Source organism: Jannaschia sp. 2305UL9-9 (assembly GCF_041403465.1).
In the GTDB taxonomy this organism is placed as follows: domain Bacteria; phylum Pseudomonadota; class Alphaproteobacteria; order Rhodobacterales; family Rhodobacteraceae; genus Jannaschia.
The window spans coordinates 410,307-427,315 of the sequence record NZ_JBGEHM010000002.1 but is presented as its reverse complement, the minus strand read 5'-3'; the positions used below and the strand labels follow the sequence as shown (position 1 = coordinate 427,315).

Sequence of the window (17,009 nt, the reverse complement as noted above, 5' to 3'; positions counted from 1 at the left end):
AACACGAATCTGTCAAGGGGGGTCTTGATACCGCCGCGATTTTAGCCAGGCGCGACTCGCGTCAGATCGCAAGGATGCTTTCGGCAGTTGCCTCGTCTGTAATCAAACCGTTCACCAAACGACCGACAAGTGCCGCACGAATCGCCAATGTCTTGGAAATTCCGACGGCGACGCCAAGTACGGGCTTGTCATCCGCAGTATTCAGCTTGGCCGACAGGACCCGCTCATTGGACCCGGTGGGCAGGATCCGACCTTCCGCATCGTAGACCCAGCTCGTGATCTCACCAACGGCCCCCTGCCCCATCAGGGCGCGCATGTCGCCCTGGGTCAGGAAACCGTCCAGCAGCAGCGGGGCGGATTCGTCGATTTGACCGATCCCCACAAAGGACACGTCGGCACGCGCGCACAGGTCCATCGTGTTGCGGATCGGGGGAAGGTCCTGAAGGGTCCGCAATTCATCGGTCGACCGGGCCAGCACCGGAAGGGCCATGGGATACTGCCGCGCGCCGACCCGTTCGGCCAACCGCACCGCCGCGTTGTAGGGCGAGGCGCTGCCATCCTGCATCATGTTGCCAAGGCGGCTGACGATCCGGTGCTGGGGACAGTTCATCATCGGAAGCTGTTCGGTGCAGGCACGCAGGGCCCGACCGGTGCCCAGACCGATGATCCGCGGCTCCGACGACTTGAGGTGACGCTCCATCTCGACGGCACCGGCGATTGCGACGCCGGTCAACAGACCGGGGGCGTTGCGATCCGAGGGCACGACCTCGCACCGGGTCAGGCCAAACCGGTCCGACAGGCGATGGGCCAGTTCCATGCAGCGGGCGATCGGATGGTCCAGCCGCACCTTGACGAGACGTTCGCTGACCGCCGTGGCCACCAGCCTTTGCGCGGACTGGCGCGACACGCCCAGCTTGCGCGCGATTTCGTCCTGCGTGTTCCCGGCCACATAATACAGCCAGCCGGCCCGCGCCGCTTCGTCCAGTTTTCCGTCGGTCATGATACATTCGCCCGGTTCATCAGTGCGGTAAACGCGCACCAGTCTTCAAAAGTGGTCACATCGTCCCCGTGCTTGAGGTGCCGACCGCGCAGATGCGCCCCGCCCGTGTACCGCAGGACGGGCATACCGGCGGCCTTCGCGGCCTCGATGCCCGGCAGGCTGTCCTCGATGACAAGGCATCTGGCAGGGGGGGTCGCCATCACCGCCGCCGCATGCAGGAACAGGTCCGGCGCAGGTTTGCCGCGCGACACTTCGGACGCGGTAAACACATGCGGAAACCTCGGGGCGAGTCCGGTCAGTTCGAGCGATCGGCGCACGCGCGGCGGGCTGGAGGATGTCGCGACGCATTTCGGCAGATCCAGCGCATCGAGCGCCGCCTCGATCCCGTCGGTGACCTGCAGTTCCTGCTCGAACCGGGCAAGCAACTGCGCCCTGTAATCGGCCTCGAAGGTCGGGGGCAGTTTCACGCCCCGTGTTTCCCGGATCTCGGCCGCAACGGTCGGGAAACTGCGCCCGACCATGCGGGTGCAGAACTCATCGTGGTCGATGTAGACCCCGATTTCCGCAAGGGCCGCGGCCAGAACCTGACCGGACAGGCCTTCGCTGTCGATCAGGACGCCGTCGCAATCGAATATTACAAGATCGATGTCATTCATGGCGGCGACCCTATCCCCGGGTCAGCTTGCCGCACAAGTCAGCCGCGCGGCTTGGACCCCGGTTTTCCGCCCGGCTTGCCACCTGACTTGGCGGCGGCGCGCGCGACGTTCTTCTTGCTGTCGGGACGGCCTACGGGCGGTTTCGGACCCTTGGGTTTTCCGGCGAACTTCGGCTTGCCGCCGTCGGCCTTGTGCCGCGGCTTGCGGTCCGTGACCGCCCCGTCCGAACTCGCCGTCAGGCTTTCCGGTTTGGGCTTCCACTGCTTTTTCGGCCGGGGGCCGTCATCCGCATCGCGGGGCTTGTAGCCGGGTTTGCCGCCCGGCTTGCCCTTGAACCCACCGGGCCGGGGACCGCGATCGTCGGCAGGCGGGCCGTCGGCGGGCTTCAACGTCAGGCCACCTTCGATGTTGCCCTGCGCCGCCGACAGGAAGGCATCGGCACTGCTTTCCTTGATCTGCACGAAACTGGCATTGTCGCGGATGCGGATCGCGCCGACATCGTCACGCGTCACGTCCCCGGCCTTGCACAGGATCGGCAACAGGCGGCGCGGTTCCAGATCCTGATCGCGACCGGCAGAGATTTCGAACCACCGGCTTGCGCCGAAGGATTCACGCGGCGCGGGCTTGGCCCCACCGGCGGGCACCTCGGACAGATCCTCGGGTGCGGTCTGTTTCTGCGCCAGCAGGCGGATGTAGGCGGCGGCCAGCTGCTCGGGGGTGAACCGCGCGGCCAACTCGTTGACGATGGGCGATTCGCCCTCCGTCACCTCTTCGTACCACGCAGGATCGGCCAGCATGCGCTCCCGGTCCTTGGCCGTCACATCGTCGGCCGAGGGGGCATTGCCCCAGGTTGCCGACAGTTTCGCCCACCCCAGAAGGCGGTTTGCCTTCGTCCGCGCCGAGGGCGGCACGATCATCACGGACACGCCCTTGCGCCCGGCACGGCCCGTCCGGCCCGAACGGTGCAGCAGGGTATCGGACCCGGTCGGCAGTTCGGCGTGGATCACCAGATCGAGGTTCGGCAGGTCGATGCCCCGCGCCGCCACGTCCGTGGCCACGCAGACCCGCGCGCGCCCGTCGCGCATCGCCTGCAGGGCATTCGTCCGCTCGGACTGCGTCAACTCACCCGACAGGGCGACGACCGGAAAGCCGCGATTGGACAGGCGCGTGGTCAGACGGTTCACCATCGCCCGCGTATTGCAGAACACGATGGCATTCGGTGCCTCGTGATAACGCAGCACGTTGATGATTGCATTCTCGCCATCGCGGGCCGAGACATTCAGGGCCTGATACTCGATGTCGGAATGCTGTTTTTCCTTGGTGGCGGTCGCCACGCGGACGGCATCCTGCTGATAGCTCTGCGCCAGCTTGGCGATTGCGGCCGGCACGGTGGCCGAGAACAGCAGGGTCTGGCGCGCCTCGGGGCATTCGCCAAGGATGAACTCCAGATCCTCGCGGAACCCGAGATCCAGCATCTCGTCCGCTTCGTCCAGCACGACCGCACGGACGGAGTTCAGGTCGATGGACCCCCGCTGAATATGGTCGCGCAGGCGGCCCGGCGTGGACACGACGATATGCGCACCACGGGCAAGGGCCCGGCGTTCGTCGCGCATGTCCATACCGCCCACGGTCGAGGCCAGAACAGCGCCAGCCCCGGCATAGAGCCACGAAAGCTCGCGCTTCACCTGAAGCGCGAGTTCGCGCGTCGGCGCCACGATCAGGGCAAGCGGCGCATCCGCCTGTTCGAATTCGTCGGCAACGCCAAGGATCGTCGGTGCAATCGCGAGGCCGAAACCAAGCGTCTTGCCCGATCCGGTCTGCGCCGAGACAAGCATGTCGACACCATCCAGTTCCGGCGCAAGGACGGCTTCCTGAACGGGGGTGAGGGTGTCATATCCGCGCGCGGCAAGGGCGTCGGCCAGTGTCTTTTTCATATCGGTTCCCATTCCGCCCCCGGATGGGGCGGCCAAGGGCGGGCTGCTACGCGTGTTGGCACCAAATGTATAGGGCCTAGCGCTGGATGGTTTCCAGGTATGTCGTCAACGCAAGCAGATCGGCGGGAACCGGCGTGCCAAGACCATCATGTTCCACGATGACCGTGGCGCCCATATCGCCGGCCCCGAATTCGGGCATCACCGCGTCGCTGTCGCCGTGCCGGCCAAGACCGTCGATCTGGGCCATGACGGCATCGCGCGGAAAGGTGCCGCCCGCATCAGCGCTCAGCATCGTCAGGTCCGGCCCGACCCCGCCCCGGCCATCGGCCCCGTGACAATCCGCACAGGAGGCATCGAACAACGCGGCGCCGCGCGTGGCATCGACGTCGGTCGCGACAGGCAGGTCCCTGTCGACGCAACCCGCGACAACCAAGACAAAAAGAACGGACATCAATCGCATCGAAACTTCCTTTCACCGGGAAGGGCCCAGTCTGCCTTCGATCAGAACCCGACACCTTGACCCGCATCAACCCCGGAAACGCGATCCGTCGTTTCCCCATGTGTGCGGCGTCACGGAACCTCGGGGCGACCGAAGGTGTCTGGCCTGCGAAGAATGGTTCCGCCCCGTCCAGCCTTGGCCCCGATGGTCAACCCCGGTGGCTTCCACGGCGCCGATGCCCGGTCTTGCAGCAGATCGCGATCCTCCCGGCCCGTTAACACCTGATGCAGATAAGCAACAGTTTTACGGCTTGCCGCGGCTTGGGACAGGTACCGTCGTCGATCGGGCCATGGACAGGGCTGCGCATCACGGGATGTCGGTGCGGGCACGAGTTTTTGGAAAAACAGAGTCAAACAACTGTTAACCAACACAATTTAACTGTCAGCATTCCTGTCCTTTCCCGACATCGGCCGGTCAGGCCGTGATTCCGCGCCGGTTTCCAATTCGGAAACACAAAAGGGAAAACCGCCCAATTCTCTCCTTATTGTTATGAAAACCAGCGGATAGCCGCCGCTGCGTTTTGTCGCGGGTGTCGTTTTCATGCGTGGAGAGATCTTTGCCCCGCCTCGAACCCAAACAAGCATCTGTGCCGCATGTGTCCGGTTCGGGTGATTCCGCCTGACCGCCGATGATGCTGGTCAGTCATATCGCCTACCTGTCGATCGTCGTCATCCTCGGCTCCGCCGTCTCCAAGGATCTGCTTGGGTCGGCGCGTGATACGGTCATTGCGATCGGCTTGCTCGGCACCTGGCGCTATAGCTGGGCCCTCATCAATTTCGTGCGCGCCGCGTGGTTTCGGGTGGTGTCGCACCCCCGCCGCAAGGCCCGCGCCCGCGCAAGGTTCGCCGCGTCCGGCCACAAGGCGCATGCCTATTTCCTCGTCACGTCCTACATGATCGATACGGCGACGACGATGGCCGTCTATCGCTCGATCTTCGCGGCGGCGAACAAGGCCCGTGACGGGGCCACCATCGTGGTATCTGTCGTGGATGGCGCGGACGAGCGTCTGGTCCATCAGCTGTACGCCACCTCGCCCGCCGCACAGAACGGGGATGTGCGCCTGATCGTCGACCGAATTCCCGGAACCGGGAAACGCGATGCCCTTGCCCGGTCCTTCCGCATCATCGCACGACACTATCCGACACAGCACGATGTCCTGTTGGTGGCGGACGGCGATACCTGCGTTCCCGAAGACATCATCGACCAGATCGCACCGGTATTTTCCGACCCCAAGGTCGGCGCCCTGACGACGGATGAAGCGGTGGATATCCCGGATGCAGGCCTGTTTCAGGACTGGTTCAGACTGCGGTTCGATCAACGACAGGTGATGATGTGCTCCATGGGGCTGTCGCGGCGCGTCCTGACGTTGACGGGGCGCATGTCGGCGTTCCGGGCGTGCCTTGCCACGGATCCGACCTTCATCGAGATGGTCCAGGCCGATTATATCGACCACCTGCGCCTCGGGCGGGTCAACTTCCTGACGGGTGATGACAAGTCGACGTGGTTCTGGCTGCTCAGGAACGGCTACCAGATGATCTATCTGCCCGATGTGCAGTCGATCTCGGCCGAGACCCAGCCCCGCGATACCTTCTATGCCTCGGCGAACGTTCTGATGGTGCGGTGGTTCGGAAACATGCTGCGCACCAATGGCCGGGCGCTGCGCCTGTCACCGTCCCGCATGGGGATATTTACATGGTGGTCGATCCTGGATCAGCGGGTATCGATCTGGACGACGATCTCGGGGCCGATCCTTGCGGTGATGGCGGCCCTGTTCTTCGACGTGGCCCTCGTGGCGGTCTACATCGCCTGGATCATGCTGACACGATATGTCTTCGTGACCCTGATCACGGCCTTCAGGGGCCGCATCGGCTTTCCGATCACCTATCCGTTCCTTCTGTATTTCAGTCAGCTCTATGGCGCGCTGGTCAAGAGCTTCGTCCTGTTCCGGCTCGATCGGCAAAAGTGGACACGACAGACATACGCCTCGAACGCGGTGCAGCTGTCGATGACCCAGCGCCTGATCGCCGCAAGTTCCGTTTACATGAACGTTCTGACGTTCGGCTGGCTCTTCGTGGCCCTCTTCTTGTTGTCGGCAGGTATTTGACGAATGAAGCATGTTGATCTGACCGCCCCGCGCGCCAACACGATCCTGCCGCCGGCCTTTGCCCACGGGAATGAACATCCACAGCTGGACCTGCCGTTTACCGCCCTCGTCGACGGGCGCGAACTGAAGGGACGGACCCTGTCCATCACGCGCGCCATCGTGTCGGGCACCTTGCCCGATCGTGCCGAGAACGGTGCCACGGATGCCGTCCTGCGGATGAACTTCGACGGCTTTTCCATCGTCCTGTTCATCGACGTCTGGGTAGAGCGGACCGTCGGCGGCGATGCGGGCGATTACGTGCTGCACTTTACCGACCCGACGGCATCGCACCTTGCCCCGCTGCGATACCTGCTCAACAGCCATATCGCGGGGGACATCGTCTCCCTGAACGGGGTGATGGGCTATACCGGACCGGTGTCGGTCAAGGCCAAGGCCGAAGTTCAGGCACCGTCCCGCCTGTATCGGATCCGGAACATGGCCCGCCGGGCCGTCGTCGTCACGCTGACCGCCGGTCTGGCATTGATGGCGCTGAACCTTGCGCATGAACGCGTGGTCTTTGCATATGAGTCCCGCCCTGTGACGGTGACATCACCGGGACAGACCCTTCTGGCGACGGCCGCAGGGCAGCTCAGCTATGTCGACGAAGAGGCGGAGCTGGGCGATGTCGTCTACTCGCTCGTGTCGAACTCAGGCGATTACATCAGCGTGAAGATGCCCTGCGACTGTACGCTGGAGCCTTTGCGCGATTTCGTCGAAGGCGCGACCATCCTGCCGGGGACGCCGCTGGTGCGACTTGTGTCCGGTCGCGCCGGATTGGTCGGCAATACCGACATCAGCGCCGATGGCGCGGTCCGCCTCGTCGGGGGGGATGCCGTCGAGCTGGTCATGACGAACGGCCGCATCGTTCCGGTCACGCCCCACATCCTGCCATCCCGCGAAGACGCCAACCGGACGGTCCCGATCGAGATCACGCTGGATGACGTCACAGGCGTGTCCGCCGGCGATGTGGCGCGCCTGCGCTTCCGCCGACATCTTCTGCCGGCGTTTCTGCGCCGCTCCGCCCCGACCGATTGATCGAACACCGGAAGGTTTCCCCCCGTGTCCCATCCGAAATCCGCATTGACCCACCTGCGCCGCGCCCTTTGCGCGACTCTGGTCGGGGTATGCGCGGTTGCCGGATCATTGTCCGGGCCCGCCGGGGCTACGCAGCCGCTGTCCTCCGGCGCGGCATTGTCCGAGGCCGAGGCACGTTATGCGGCGTTGGTGTCGGACCTTGCCGCCCCCCCCGAAGCACGGGACCACGCGGCCGAGACCCGCTTCGAAAGCCGGGACCCCGATCTGCAGATCACCGATCTGCGCATCGCCCTGATGAAACTCGGCCGCCCCGAGGATGCGGCCGCGCAGGCGACCGTCCTTCGGGCGCAACCGGACGGGCGGCGTCTGGGCATCACCTTGATGTCGGGTGATATCACCTTCGCGGATCTGCTGGCGGCGCTGCCGCGCATGTCGGATACGGCCCTCGCCTCGGGTGGCCTTTCCGTGCCGCTGATCATCGAACAGGGTGCCAGCCTTCTTGTCGGCCCCGGCGATGCCCTCCGTCTCGACCGTGGGACCGGGGCGTTCATCGTCAACTTCGGAACCCTGCATGTCGTCGGTGGCAGTATCGCGGCCACGGGTCATGCCAACAATCCGGCGCCGGATTTCGCCCCCTTCATCGCGACAGCGGGTCAGGGCGTCATGATGATCGAGGACGCTCATGTCACCGGGTTGGGGTTCGGTCACGCCCCGACATATGCGGGCCTTTCTGTGATGGTCAGCGGCCTCTACCGGCCGAAGGCCCCCTCCCGCGTGACGGGGACCACCTTTCGCGATACCGGCTCGCTCAGCCTGTCGGGCGGGGCGGATGCGCTGATTGCCGACAATGTCTTCGACAAGGGACGCAGCAGCGACCTGATCCTGCGCGGCACGGACCGGGCCCGCGTCCTGCGCAATACTTTTGTCGACGGACAGGCGGGCGATGCGATACGCCTGTCCGACCACGCCACCGCAACGCGCATCGCCGGCAACGCGATCTATCGCCCCCGCAACAGCGGCATATCCATCGCCGATGGCAGCCATGGCACCGACCTGCGCGACACGGTGATCTGGCGCCCCCGACACCACGGTGTCCTGGCGCGCGAGTCCGACTGCCTGTCACTGACCGGGATGCGTATCCTTGCCCCCCGGCATGAGGGCATCCTGCTGCGTGGCACGCGCCAAGCCAGCATCGTGGACACCGACATGATCGGATCGGGCCACGCCGGCCTGATGATTGCCGATCAGCCGGAGTTCGCCCGGACCCGCATCGCGGGCAACCGTTTTGCCATGAACCGCACCGGCATCGAAACGGCCGCGCCCGGTCACCTCGACCTGACGGGCAACGACTTTTCGGATCAGTTTCCGCGCTTTCTGGCCGGGGATATCCAACTCCTGACGCCGGTGGTCATGCGCGATCTGCGCGGGGAGGCGCCCTTCGTTCTTGCCGCCGGTGGCATCGACAGGACGTTGCCGCCCCCGGCGACCTGCACCCAGTACGAGGATAGCTGAACCATGGTCTTTTCCTCGGAATCCTTCCTGTTCCTGTTTCTGCCGCTGTTCCTGCTGGCCTACTACCTGACGCCTGCGCGGGGAAAATCCTTCACGATCCTTGCGGGCAGCTACCTGTTCTATGCCTGGTGGCGGGTCGATTTCCTGGCGCTGCTGTTCGGCACGACGGCCTTCGCCTATCTGGTCGGCCAACAGGTCGCCAGGCACCGGCACACGGCGCAGGGCAAGGTCTGGCTCTGGGTCGGCGTCGCGGGATGCCTTGGCGTTCTGGGCGTGTTCAAATACCTCAACTTCTTCCTCGACAGCATTGCCGCCTTGGTCGGCACCGACGTCGCGGGCCTCGGGATCCACTGGCGCCTGATCCTGCCCATCGGGATCAGCTTCTACATCTTCCAGGCCCTGTCCTACCTGATCGATGTCTGGCGCGGCGATGCAAAGGCCGACGCGCGCTTCATCGACTTCGCCGCCTTCATCGCGCTGTTCCCGCAGCTGATCGCCGGGCCGATCCTGCGCTACAAGGATCTGGAGGATCAGTTCCGGTCCCGCACCCATAGCGCCGAGATGTTCGCCGATGGCATGGCGCGCTTCCTGATCGGACTGGCCAAGAAGGTCCTGCTGGCGGATGCGGTGGCGCCGCTTGCCGACCTTGCCTTCGGCAACTCGGGCGAGGTCGGCATGGCCCTCGCGTGGGTCGGGGCGATTGCCTACATGTTGCAGCTCTATTTCGACTTTTCCGGCTATTCCGACATGGCGATCGGGCTGGGCAAGATGATGGGATTCACCTTCCTCGAAAACTTCCGCTTTCCCTATGTCAGCCGATCGATCACCGAATTCTGGCGCCGGTGGCACATCAGCCTGTCGAACTGGCTGCGCGATTACCTCTACATCTCGCTGGGCGGGAACCGGAAAGGCGCGCTGCGCACCTATGGCAACCTGATGACGGTGATGATGCTGGGCGGGTTGTGGCACGGGGCCAACTGGACCTTCGTGCTGTGGGGTCTGTGGCATGGCGGTCTTCTGGCCATCGAACGCGCCACCGGTCACGACCGGCGCGCGGCTGGGCAGGTGTGGGCCCTGCCCCTGACGCTGGCCCTCGTGCTGATCGGCTGGGTGATGTTCCGCGCGGAACACGTCGGGCAGGGGCTGGATATCTATCGCGCGATGATTGGCCTGAACGGATGGGCCGGTGACGCGACCCTCTGGCAACAGGTCACTCGTGAAAGCCTTGCCTTCTGCATTCTCGCGGCGGCCATCTGCGCGCTGGAGCCGCGGATCTGGTCCCTGTTCGAGGGCGAGGGCGACGTTCGCGTGAACCCCGACGGCACCGTTGTCCTGCCGATCGTTCAGGGCGTCGTGTCTTTCGGCCTTGTCAGCCTAGGGGCCTTCACGGTGATGAAGCTGGCCGAGCAGAGCTTCTCTCCCTTCCTGTATTTTCAGTTCTGAGGCCCCGCGATGACCCCGACCCTTGCACTCAAGCTGATCGTGCCGACCGCCTTCTTCGGCTATGCCGCCATTGCGAACCTTGCGCTCGTGCTGACGCCGGATGTGCGGATGCCCGAGGCGCAGGGCGTTCTGACCGGCGAGATCACGCAGGTCATCGACACGCTTTACCGTGACACCCTGCCCCACAAGACTCCGGCCATCGGCCTGATCGGCGCGGCACGGTATGTTCTGCTGGACGAGGGTCGAAAGGGTGTCGTCGTCGGCGCCGATGGTCACCTGTTCACGGCGGAGGAGTTCCGGCCCGTGGACGATACCCTTTATCAGGCGGCGACCGCGCAGATCACCGCCGCGGCAGACCGACTGACCGACGCCGGTATCCGCCTCGTGATCGCCCCACTGCCGGCCAAGGTGGACGTGATGCGGGATCATGCCCCCGATGCGACCGCGACAGAGGCGGCAGAGGCGCTGTATCACCGCCTGCTCGGCGATCTGCGCGATCTGGGCATTCCGGCCGTCGACACCCGGCCCGCCCTGATCGCGCAGAGGGCCCCCTTCCTTGCGACGGATACCCATTGGACGCCCGCCGGCGCACGCGCCGTCGCCGCCATGATCGCCGACAGCGGCATGATCGATCCCGGCACGGAGGCCTTCGCGGTCGAACGCGATGCGCCGCGACCGATGACGGGCGACCTCGTGTCCTACGTGACGTCCGACACCCTTGCCCCGCGCGTCGGTCTGCGACCGGAAACGGTGACATCCTGGCGGGCCGTGGCGCATGCCGACGACAGCGACCTCGGGCTGCTGGACCTGTTCGGCGATGATGGCGCGGGCACCGATCTTGTCGGAACCTCCTATTCCGCCAACCCGAGTTGGAGCTTTGCCGAAGCCCTGAAGCTGGAACTGGGCCGCGACGTCGTGAACCATGCCGAAGAGGGCCGCGGCCCCTTTGCGCCGATGACCGCCTATCTCGACCGGCTGGACCCGATGTCGCCGCCACAGGTCGTGATCTGGGAAATCCCGGTTCGGTATCTGACCGATCCCGGCCTGACGGCGACGGGGGCCCGATAATGCGCCTGCCGGAACCCCGTGACACCTGGGCCGTCCTCTGGCTTTTGACCGGGGCGGCCTTTGCGCTGGCCATCGCGGCTGGATCTGCGCAGGCACAGGCGCCGTCCGGCCTGAACCTTGCCCGCATGGGCGTCGCCGACGCCGAGGCGCGGCGCGTCTCCGTCACCCTTGTCCCCGGCGTTCGCAGCTCCGCGGATCTGAAGGATGCGCGCCTGATCGAAACGCGCCGCCGTCTTGCGCGGGATCAGCCGGTCACGTTGCAGGACCTGCGGGCGCTTGCGGATGCGGGCGACGGCAACGCCGCCCTGCATCTGCCCCGCCGGATGGAGGCCGAGGGGATCGCCGCCGAACCCGCAAACCTTGCCCACTACTACGGCCTTGCCGCTGCCACGGGACGCGTCGGGGGGCTGTTCGGTCTTGTGCGCATCCTGCCCGCCATCGACCCGGATCAGACATCGGCCGCGCGGCTGGACCTGCTGCGCAAGACGCTGATGGCCTATGCGATCGCGGGCAATTCCGTGGCAATCGATGCCGTCATCCGGTTCGATCGGACCGGCCATCCATTCGGTCCGATGCCGGACGACATTGCCCGCCTCGCGCGCGATGGACGCGGGCGCGGTGCCGCGACCGTGGCCCTGCACCTTGCAGGCGACCTGATGCAGCGCCAATGGGACGATCCCGATGCGCTGTCGCTCGCGCTCGGCTATCTGCAGACGGCATCGGACGCGCCGTCGATGCGGGTCCGACTGATCGCGGGGAACATGCTGCCGGTCGTCGAGGACCGCATCCGCGACCTGTCCCCCACCCGCCCGGAGGGCGAAGGATGACCCCCCTTGCCCGCACCGCGGCGATCGCCGCCCTTGGCTTGCTGACCCTGCCCGCCACGGCGCAGGAAATACCCAGCGCCTACGGCTGTCACGGATTGGAACAGGATGCCGACCTTGCGACGATCGAAGGGCGGGACGGCATGTTCTACCGCATGGCATCCGACATGCGGATGGATCGCCCGTTTTCGGATGCGACCGTGGCCGACATGGCGGCGCTGTCGCGGGCGCTGGCCTCGCGCGGGACAACCCTGATCTATGCGCCCATCCCGACCAAGTCCGTGTCCATGCCGGCCTGGCTTCCGGACCGGGCCACCGATCTTGGCTTCGATCTGGAGGTGGCGACGAAGGTTCAGACGGACATCCTCGATCGCCTGAATGCGGCAGGAGTCGTGACCGCCGATCTGCGCGCGGCCCTTCTGACGGCCGAGCCAGGACGCCCGACCTTCTTTGCGACCGACACCCACTGGAACGCATACGGGGCGGATCTTGGCGCCCGAGCCATTGCCGAGGTCATGCGCGCCCAGCCCGTCTATGACACCCTCGAAAAGACGCGGCACGAGACCGTGGAAACCGGCACCGACAACGGCGTCCTCGTGATGCGGCGTATCCTGCAGCGGCGCTGCACCGAGACGTTGCCGATGCCGGTCACCAGAACCTACGAGACACGGGTCGCCCAACCCGGCGGTCCCCTCGATATCGGACTGGGCGGCGATGCGCCGCTCGATATCGGGTTGGGTGAGGATGCCCCGCTCGACATCGGCCTCGGCGATGATTCCCCCCTCGATATAGGGTTGGGCGGCGAAGACATCGATCTGTTCGGCGAGGCCGAGGCACGCCTGCCGGTGGCGATCGTCGGCACGTCCTTCAGCGACCTTGCCACCGTGAACTTTCCCGGTTTCCTGGCACAGCATTCCGACCTCGAAGTGGTCAACTACGCCATCACCGGGGGCGCGCAGTTCGGGGCGATCACGTCCTATCTGACCTCGGATGACTACCAGAACGCGCCGCCGACCTTTCTTGTCTGGGAAAACCCGATCTACACCAACTTTGCCCAGGTTGGCGATCAACCGATGCGGGAACTGATCGCGGCCGCCGGGGATACCTGTACGCGGCAGGTGCCCTTCACGCTTGACCCGAACGGACAGACCCTGATTGCCGATCTGGATACGGACCTGACACCGGGCGACACGCTGTTTCTGGATACGGATGCGCCCGTCACGGACGCGGTCGCCTTCCACTTCTGGTCCGCCGAGGATCGCATCCGCACGCGCAGCATCCGGCGTGGCGACCGCCTGCGCCGGACCGGCCGTTTCTACATGCCGCTTACCGGGCTCTGGCCGGATGGCGCCCGGCAGGTCGAAGTCACCAGCACTGCCAAGTTTGGCCCCACTCCGACCCTTTTCGTCTGTTCCTTGGACGCATCTTGATAAGGAACTTGACCATGACCAACCGCCGTAGATTTCTGGCCACCGGCCTGACCGCAAGCCTTCTGCTGGGTGCCCCGCGTGCCTTTGCCAATGACGACGGGCTGTACGAAGACGCCTTCGATCCACAGTCCAGCTTCATCCGCGTCCTTGCCCCGGATCAGGCCTTTGCCTCGATCGGGGGTACGCGCGTCACCGATTTCGACGCGGGCCTGTCGGCCTATGTCAACGTGATGCCCAGCACTCTGTCGGTGGCCTTTGCCGATGGCGCGACCGATCTGGATGTGGCGCCCGCCACCCATTACACCGTGATCGCGCGCGCAGGGTCCGCCCCGCTGGTCCTGATCGACGACCTCAAGATGAACCCAGCGAAATCGGATGTGTCGCTCTACAACCTCAGCGGTCAGGATGGCGTCGACCTGTTCGTGCCCGCCGCGCGCGCCGTCGCGCTGAGCGCGGTGCCGATGGCCGGGGCGAAATCCGTGGCCCTCAAGGCCCCGCTGACCCTCGATTTCGATTTCCGCGCAGGCGAGATGGTGCTGGCCTCCGTGCCCGCTGTGGAACTGAAGCGGCGCGCAGGTGTCTCGGTCGTGCTGACCGGGGATGCGGGTGCCTATTCCGCGGTCGCCGTGCCCAACAGCTATCTGAGGTAGCCCCATATGCCCCCTGCCCCCGCCGTCATGACACGGATGCTGCGCGCCCCGATCCTTGCGATCTTGGCCGCAACCTTTCTGTCGGGGGGGGCAATCGCCCAATCCGGGACCACCGCGACCGGTGGCCCGACGCTGGACCTGAAATTCCGCCCGCCGGACATCAGCCCGGGGCCGATCTGCGTGTCGCCACCCGGCGATGACGCGACCCTCGGGTTCTGGCAGGCATGGGACAAACGCGCCCTGCCCGACCGGGACATGGCCGACATCCGCCGCGATATCCGGCGCCTTCTGCAGATCGACGGCGCCATGTGGTTCGGCACAGCAACGCGCGCCATGGACCTTCTGGAGGAGCAGGATTCGGACTTTTTCGGTGAGACGGCCCTGCTCCTGCGGATTCTGGCCCTGGACGCCTCCGGCCGTTTTGCCGAACTGACGGACAGCGGGCTTGTCCAGAACCTTGCCGACCTTGGCCCGGATCTGGGTCCGCAGGGCAAGACCGTCCTTGCAGGCTATCTGCGCAGTGGCCTTGGCATCGCACAGGATGAAGACCGGGCCGATGCCCTGTTGATCGAAGCCGGTTTCGCCGGCAGTTCCAGCGCCCTGCAAGCCCTGGCACGGCGACAGCTGGACGGCACCGCCCCCGCCGATTGGATCGTGCCTGTCGAGCTGACGGTCACCACCGCCTTCGGCGCGCTGGTCGGTGAGTTGGGGCCCGATATCTGCGAACGGACGGTCCGCATTGCCGAGCAATACCAATGGGGCGGCATCGTCACGCCGGATATCGAACTGGCGCACGACTGGTTCCGGTTTTCCGCCGATCTGGGCGACGGTCATGCCGCGTGGAAAGTGGCGCAGATGCATCTCGACGCCGAGGGGTTCGACCGCGCGAACGACGTGATGCTGCGCTATCTGCAAAAGGCCGCCTCGGCGGATCTGTCCTACGCGCAGATCGAACTGGCGCGCGTCCACGAACGCGGGGCCCTCGCCCCCCGCGACATGGGCCACGCACGCGCCCTCTACGAGGATGCGGCCCGCGGTGGCAGTGTCCGGGGCCTGTCGCAGCTGGCCCTGTTCCTTGGCCGTCAACCAACCCTGTCCCCCGAGGATCACACGCGCAGGATCGAGGTTCTGACCCGCCTGACTGAAATCGAGGAAGCACCGGGCTGGGCCTTTGCCGCCCTTGCCGAAATCACGCTGGAGGACGAGGGACGCTGGGCCGGGGCCGCCAAGGCCCGCGATCTGGCCGAGGAGGCGGTCCTGCGCGATACGCTGGACGGGCACGTTATTCTGGCCCGCATCCTTCTGGCCACCGGCGACGGTGTCGAAGACGTCGACCGCGCCGTCGACCTGTTGACGCGCGTCGCGTCGGAACGCGGCGGGGCGCAACCCATGTCGATGTTGCAAGCCGCCCATGCCTGTGTCGCCCCGGACGGCCCGCATCTGTCGGAAATGGCATTCTGGCAGGCACGGGAACGCGCGCTTGGCACACAGGTTCATGATCATGACCAAACGCCTGTCACTGCCCTTGACCACGGCACCCATCCCCTGCGCCTTGCCGCGATACAATCCGAGGCGATAGAAGCCTCTCCTGTGGGGCTGGCCGAATGGCAACGCATCCTGAATGTGGCGCCCTTTGCCACCGACGGGCAACGCAGGCTCTGGTCCGGCTATCATGCCGAAACCGATGACTTGTTCATCGCAAGGGCCAAGGTCGACCTCAGCCTGACGAATGATCCGAAGGCCGTGGACCTGATCCATGCGGGTCTGCGCGCCCGCTATCTTGCCGCGGGGCCGGATTTCGCAGGTGGCCTGACCCCGACGCTGTTTGACGGCATTGCCGGACCGAAGGTGCGCCAAAACCTGTCTGCCGAAGAAGACACCGCATTGGCGAACATGCTGCACGCCTCTGCCGCCTTGGGTTATGGGCGCGCGATGCAGGTTCTGGCGGCCCGTGCCCCGACGCACGAGGCACGACAGGCCCTGTTCGCGCAGTATCGTCCCATCATCGATGCCGATGGTGATTTCGCCGCACAGGTGTTTGCCGCGGGCCTTGCACAGGATGCGGACCGCGACCGATACCTTGCCCGTGCGGCGGGCACCGTCCCCTGCACCTATCGCACGGCGATGGAGATGGTCGACCTGGCCCGCGACCTGTCGGATCGCGCAGGGACCGATCGCTGGCTTGCCGTGGCGCAAGCCTTGGTGGAAAACGATCCGTCCCAGATGACCGGCCTTGCCCGCGCGAGGCTGTCCATCGATGGCCGCTCCGCGATGCCGGCGGCCCTGTCCCTGCTGACACGGGCCAGCCTGCTGGGGCACACGCCCGCCGACCGGGAAATCTTTCGCATCGTCGTGACCCCCGGCAGCGATGTCTACGACCCCGAACGCGCCGCGGACCTGATCGTGCAGGCCGCCGATGACGCCGCGTTCGACCGGTTGTCCGGCTATCTGTCCACCTATCGCGACGCGGATGACGCGGTGCGGGCCCGCATCGCCGCCATCATCGACATGCAGGGTATTCTGCGTGTGGCCGCAGAAAGCGGCGATGCGACGTCGATGCGCAGCTATGGACGCTTGTTGCGGGACGATGCGCAGGACGCGGATGAACTGGCCCATGCGATGACATGGCTGCACCGCGCGGCCGAGGCGGGGGATTCCTTCGCGATGGCCGACTATGGCGAGGCGCTGGCCTTCGGCATCGGCGTTCCCGCCGACAGGGCGCAGGCCGTGCGATGGCTGGACCGGGCGGCCAGCCGGGGCAGCGACCGTGCCGCCGAAATCACGCGACTCATCCGGCTGAGCGGTCAGCTTTGAT

Annotated in this window: 13 protein-coding genes; 9 read left to right on the top strand and 4 right to left on the bottom strand. The window is 65.6% G+C overall.

Going from position 1 to position 17,009, the window contains the following annotated elements:
- Positions 1 to 61: 61 nt before the first annotated feature.
- The 4 genes from V6N07_RS09895 to V6N07_RS09880 form a co-directional block, all read right to left on the bottom strand.
- Positions 62 to 1,000 carry a sugar-binding transcriptional regulator gene (locus V6N07_RS09895; protein WP_371156033.1) on the bottom strand — a complete coding sequence of 313 codons (939 nt, stop codon included), beginning with the start codon at positions 998 to 1,000 and terminating at the stop codon, positions 62 to 64.
- The gene (locus V6N07_RS09890) at positions 997 to 1,656 is read right to left on the bottom strand and encodes an HAD family hydrolase (protein ID WP_371156031.1); all 660 of its coding nucleotides are present in this window, start codon (positions 1,654 to 1,656) and stop codon (positions 997 to 999) included. Before V6N07_RS09890 ends, V6N07_RS09895 begins: the two co-directional genes overlap by 4 nt.
- Positions 1,657 to 1,694: 38 nt before the next feature.
- Positions 1,695 to 3,590, bottom strand: coding sequence for a DEAD/DEAH box helicase (locus tag V6N07_RS09885; protein WP_371156029.1), 1,896 nt, complete (start codon positions 3,588 to 3,590; stop codon positions 1,695 to 1,697).
- A 76-nt stretch (positions 3,591 to 3,666) separates the two neighbouring features.
- The gene (locus tag V6N07_RS09880) at positions 3,667 to 4,041 is read right to left on the bottom strand and encodes a c-type cytochrome (protein WP_371156027.1); all 375 of its coding nucleotides are present in this window, start codon (positions 4,039 to 4,041) and stop codon (positions 3,667 to 3,669) included.
- Between the two features lie 676 nt (positions 4,042 to 4,717).
- Here V6N07_RS09880 and V6N07_RS09875 point away from each other — a divergent pair.
- The 9 genes from V6N07_RS09875 (at position 4,718) to V6N07_RS09835 (ending at position 17,008) form a co-directional block, all read left to right on the top strand.
- Complete coding sequence (locus V6N07_RS09875; RefSeq protein WP_371156025.1) at positions 4,718 to 6,193, top strand: glycosyltransferase; 1,476 nt, start codon at positions 4,718 to 4,720, stop codon at positions 6,191 to 6,193.
- 3 nt (positions 6,194 to 6,196) lie between these two features.
- Positions 6,197 to 7,267 carry a hypothetical protein gene (locus tag V6N07_RS09870; protein ID WP_371156023.1) on the top strand — a complete coding sequence of 357 codons (1,071 nt, stop codon included), beginning with the start codon at positions 6,197 to 6,199 and terminating at the stop codon, positions 7,265 to 7,267.
- Between the two features lie 108 nt (positions 7,268 to 7,375).
- On the top strand, positions 7,376 to 8,779 hold the full coding sequence (locus V6N07_RS09865; RefSeq protein ID WP_371156022.1) for a NosD domain-containing protein: 1,404 nt from the start codon (positions 7,376 to 7,378) through the stop codon (positions 8,777 to 8,779).
- Positions 8,780 to 8,782: 3 nt separating this feature from the next.
- Complete coding sequence (locus V6N07_RS09860) at positions 8,783 to 10,222, top strand: MBOAT family protein (RefSeq protein WP_371156020.1); 1,440 nt, start codon at positions 8,783 to 8,785, stop codon at positions 10,220 to 10,222.
- A gap of 9 nt (positions 10,223 to 10,231) precedes the next feature.
- Positions 10,232 to 11,290, top strand: a complete 1,059-nt coding sequence (locus V6N07_RS09855) for a hypothetical protein (protein WP_371156019.1) — start codon at positions 10,232 to 10,234, stop codon at positions 11,288 to 11,290.
- Positions 11,290 to 12,117 carry a hypothetical protein gene (locus V6N07_RS09850; protein WP_371156017.1) on the top strand — a complete coding sequence of 276 codons (828 nt, stop codon included), beginning with the start codon at positions 11,290 to 11,292 and terminating at the stop codon, positions 12,115 to 12,117. Before V6N07_RS09855 ends, V6N07_RS09850 begins: the two co-directional genes overlap by 1 nt.
- On the top strand, positions 12,114 to 13,544 hold the full coding sequence (locus tag V6N07_RS09845; RefSeq protein ID WP_371156016.1) for a hypothetical protein: 1,431 nt from the start codon (positions 12,114 to 12,116) through the stop codon (positions 13,542 to 13,544). Before V6N07_RS09850 ends, V6N07_RS09845 begins: the two co-directional genes overlap by 4 nt.
- Before the next feature lie 14 nt (positions 13,545 to 13,558).
- Positions 13,559 to 14,194 (top strand): hypothetical protein, encoded by a 636-nt coding sequence (locus V6N07_RS09840; RefSeq protein ID WP_371156015.1) that lies wholly within the window; start codon positions 13,559 to 13,561, stop codon positions 14,192 to 14,194.
- A gap of 27 nt (positions 14,195 to 14,221) precedes the next feature.
- Positions 14,222 to 17,008 carry a tetratricopeptide repeat protein gene (locus V6N07_RS09835; protein ID WP_371156013.1) on the top strand — a complete coding sequence of 929 codons (2,787 nt, stop codon included), beginning with the start codon at positions 14,222 to 14,224 and terminating at the stop codon, positions 17,006 to 17,008.
- The last annotated feature ends 1 nt before the right edge of the window (position 17,009 follow it).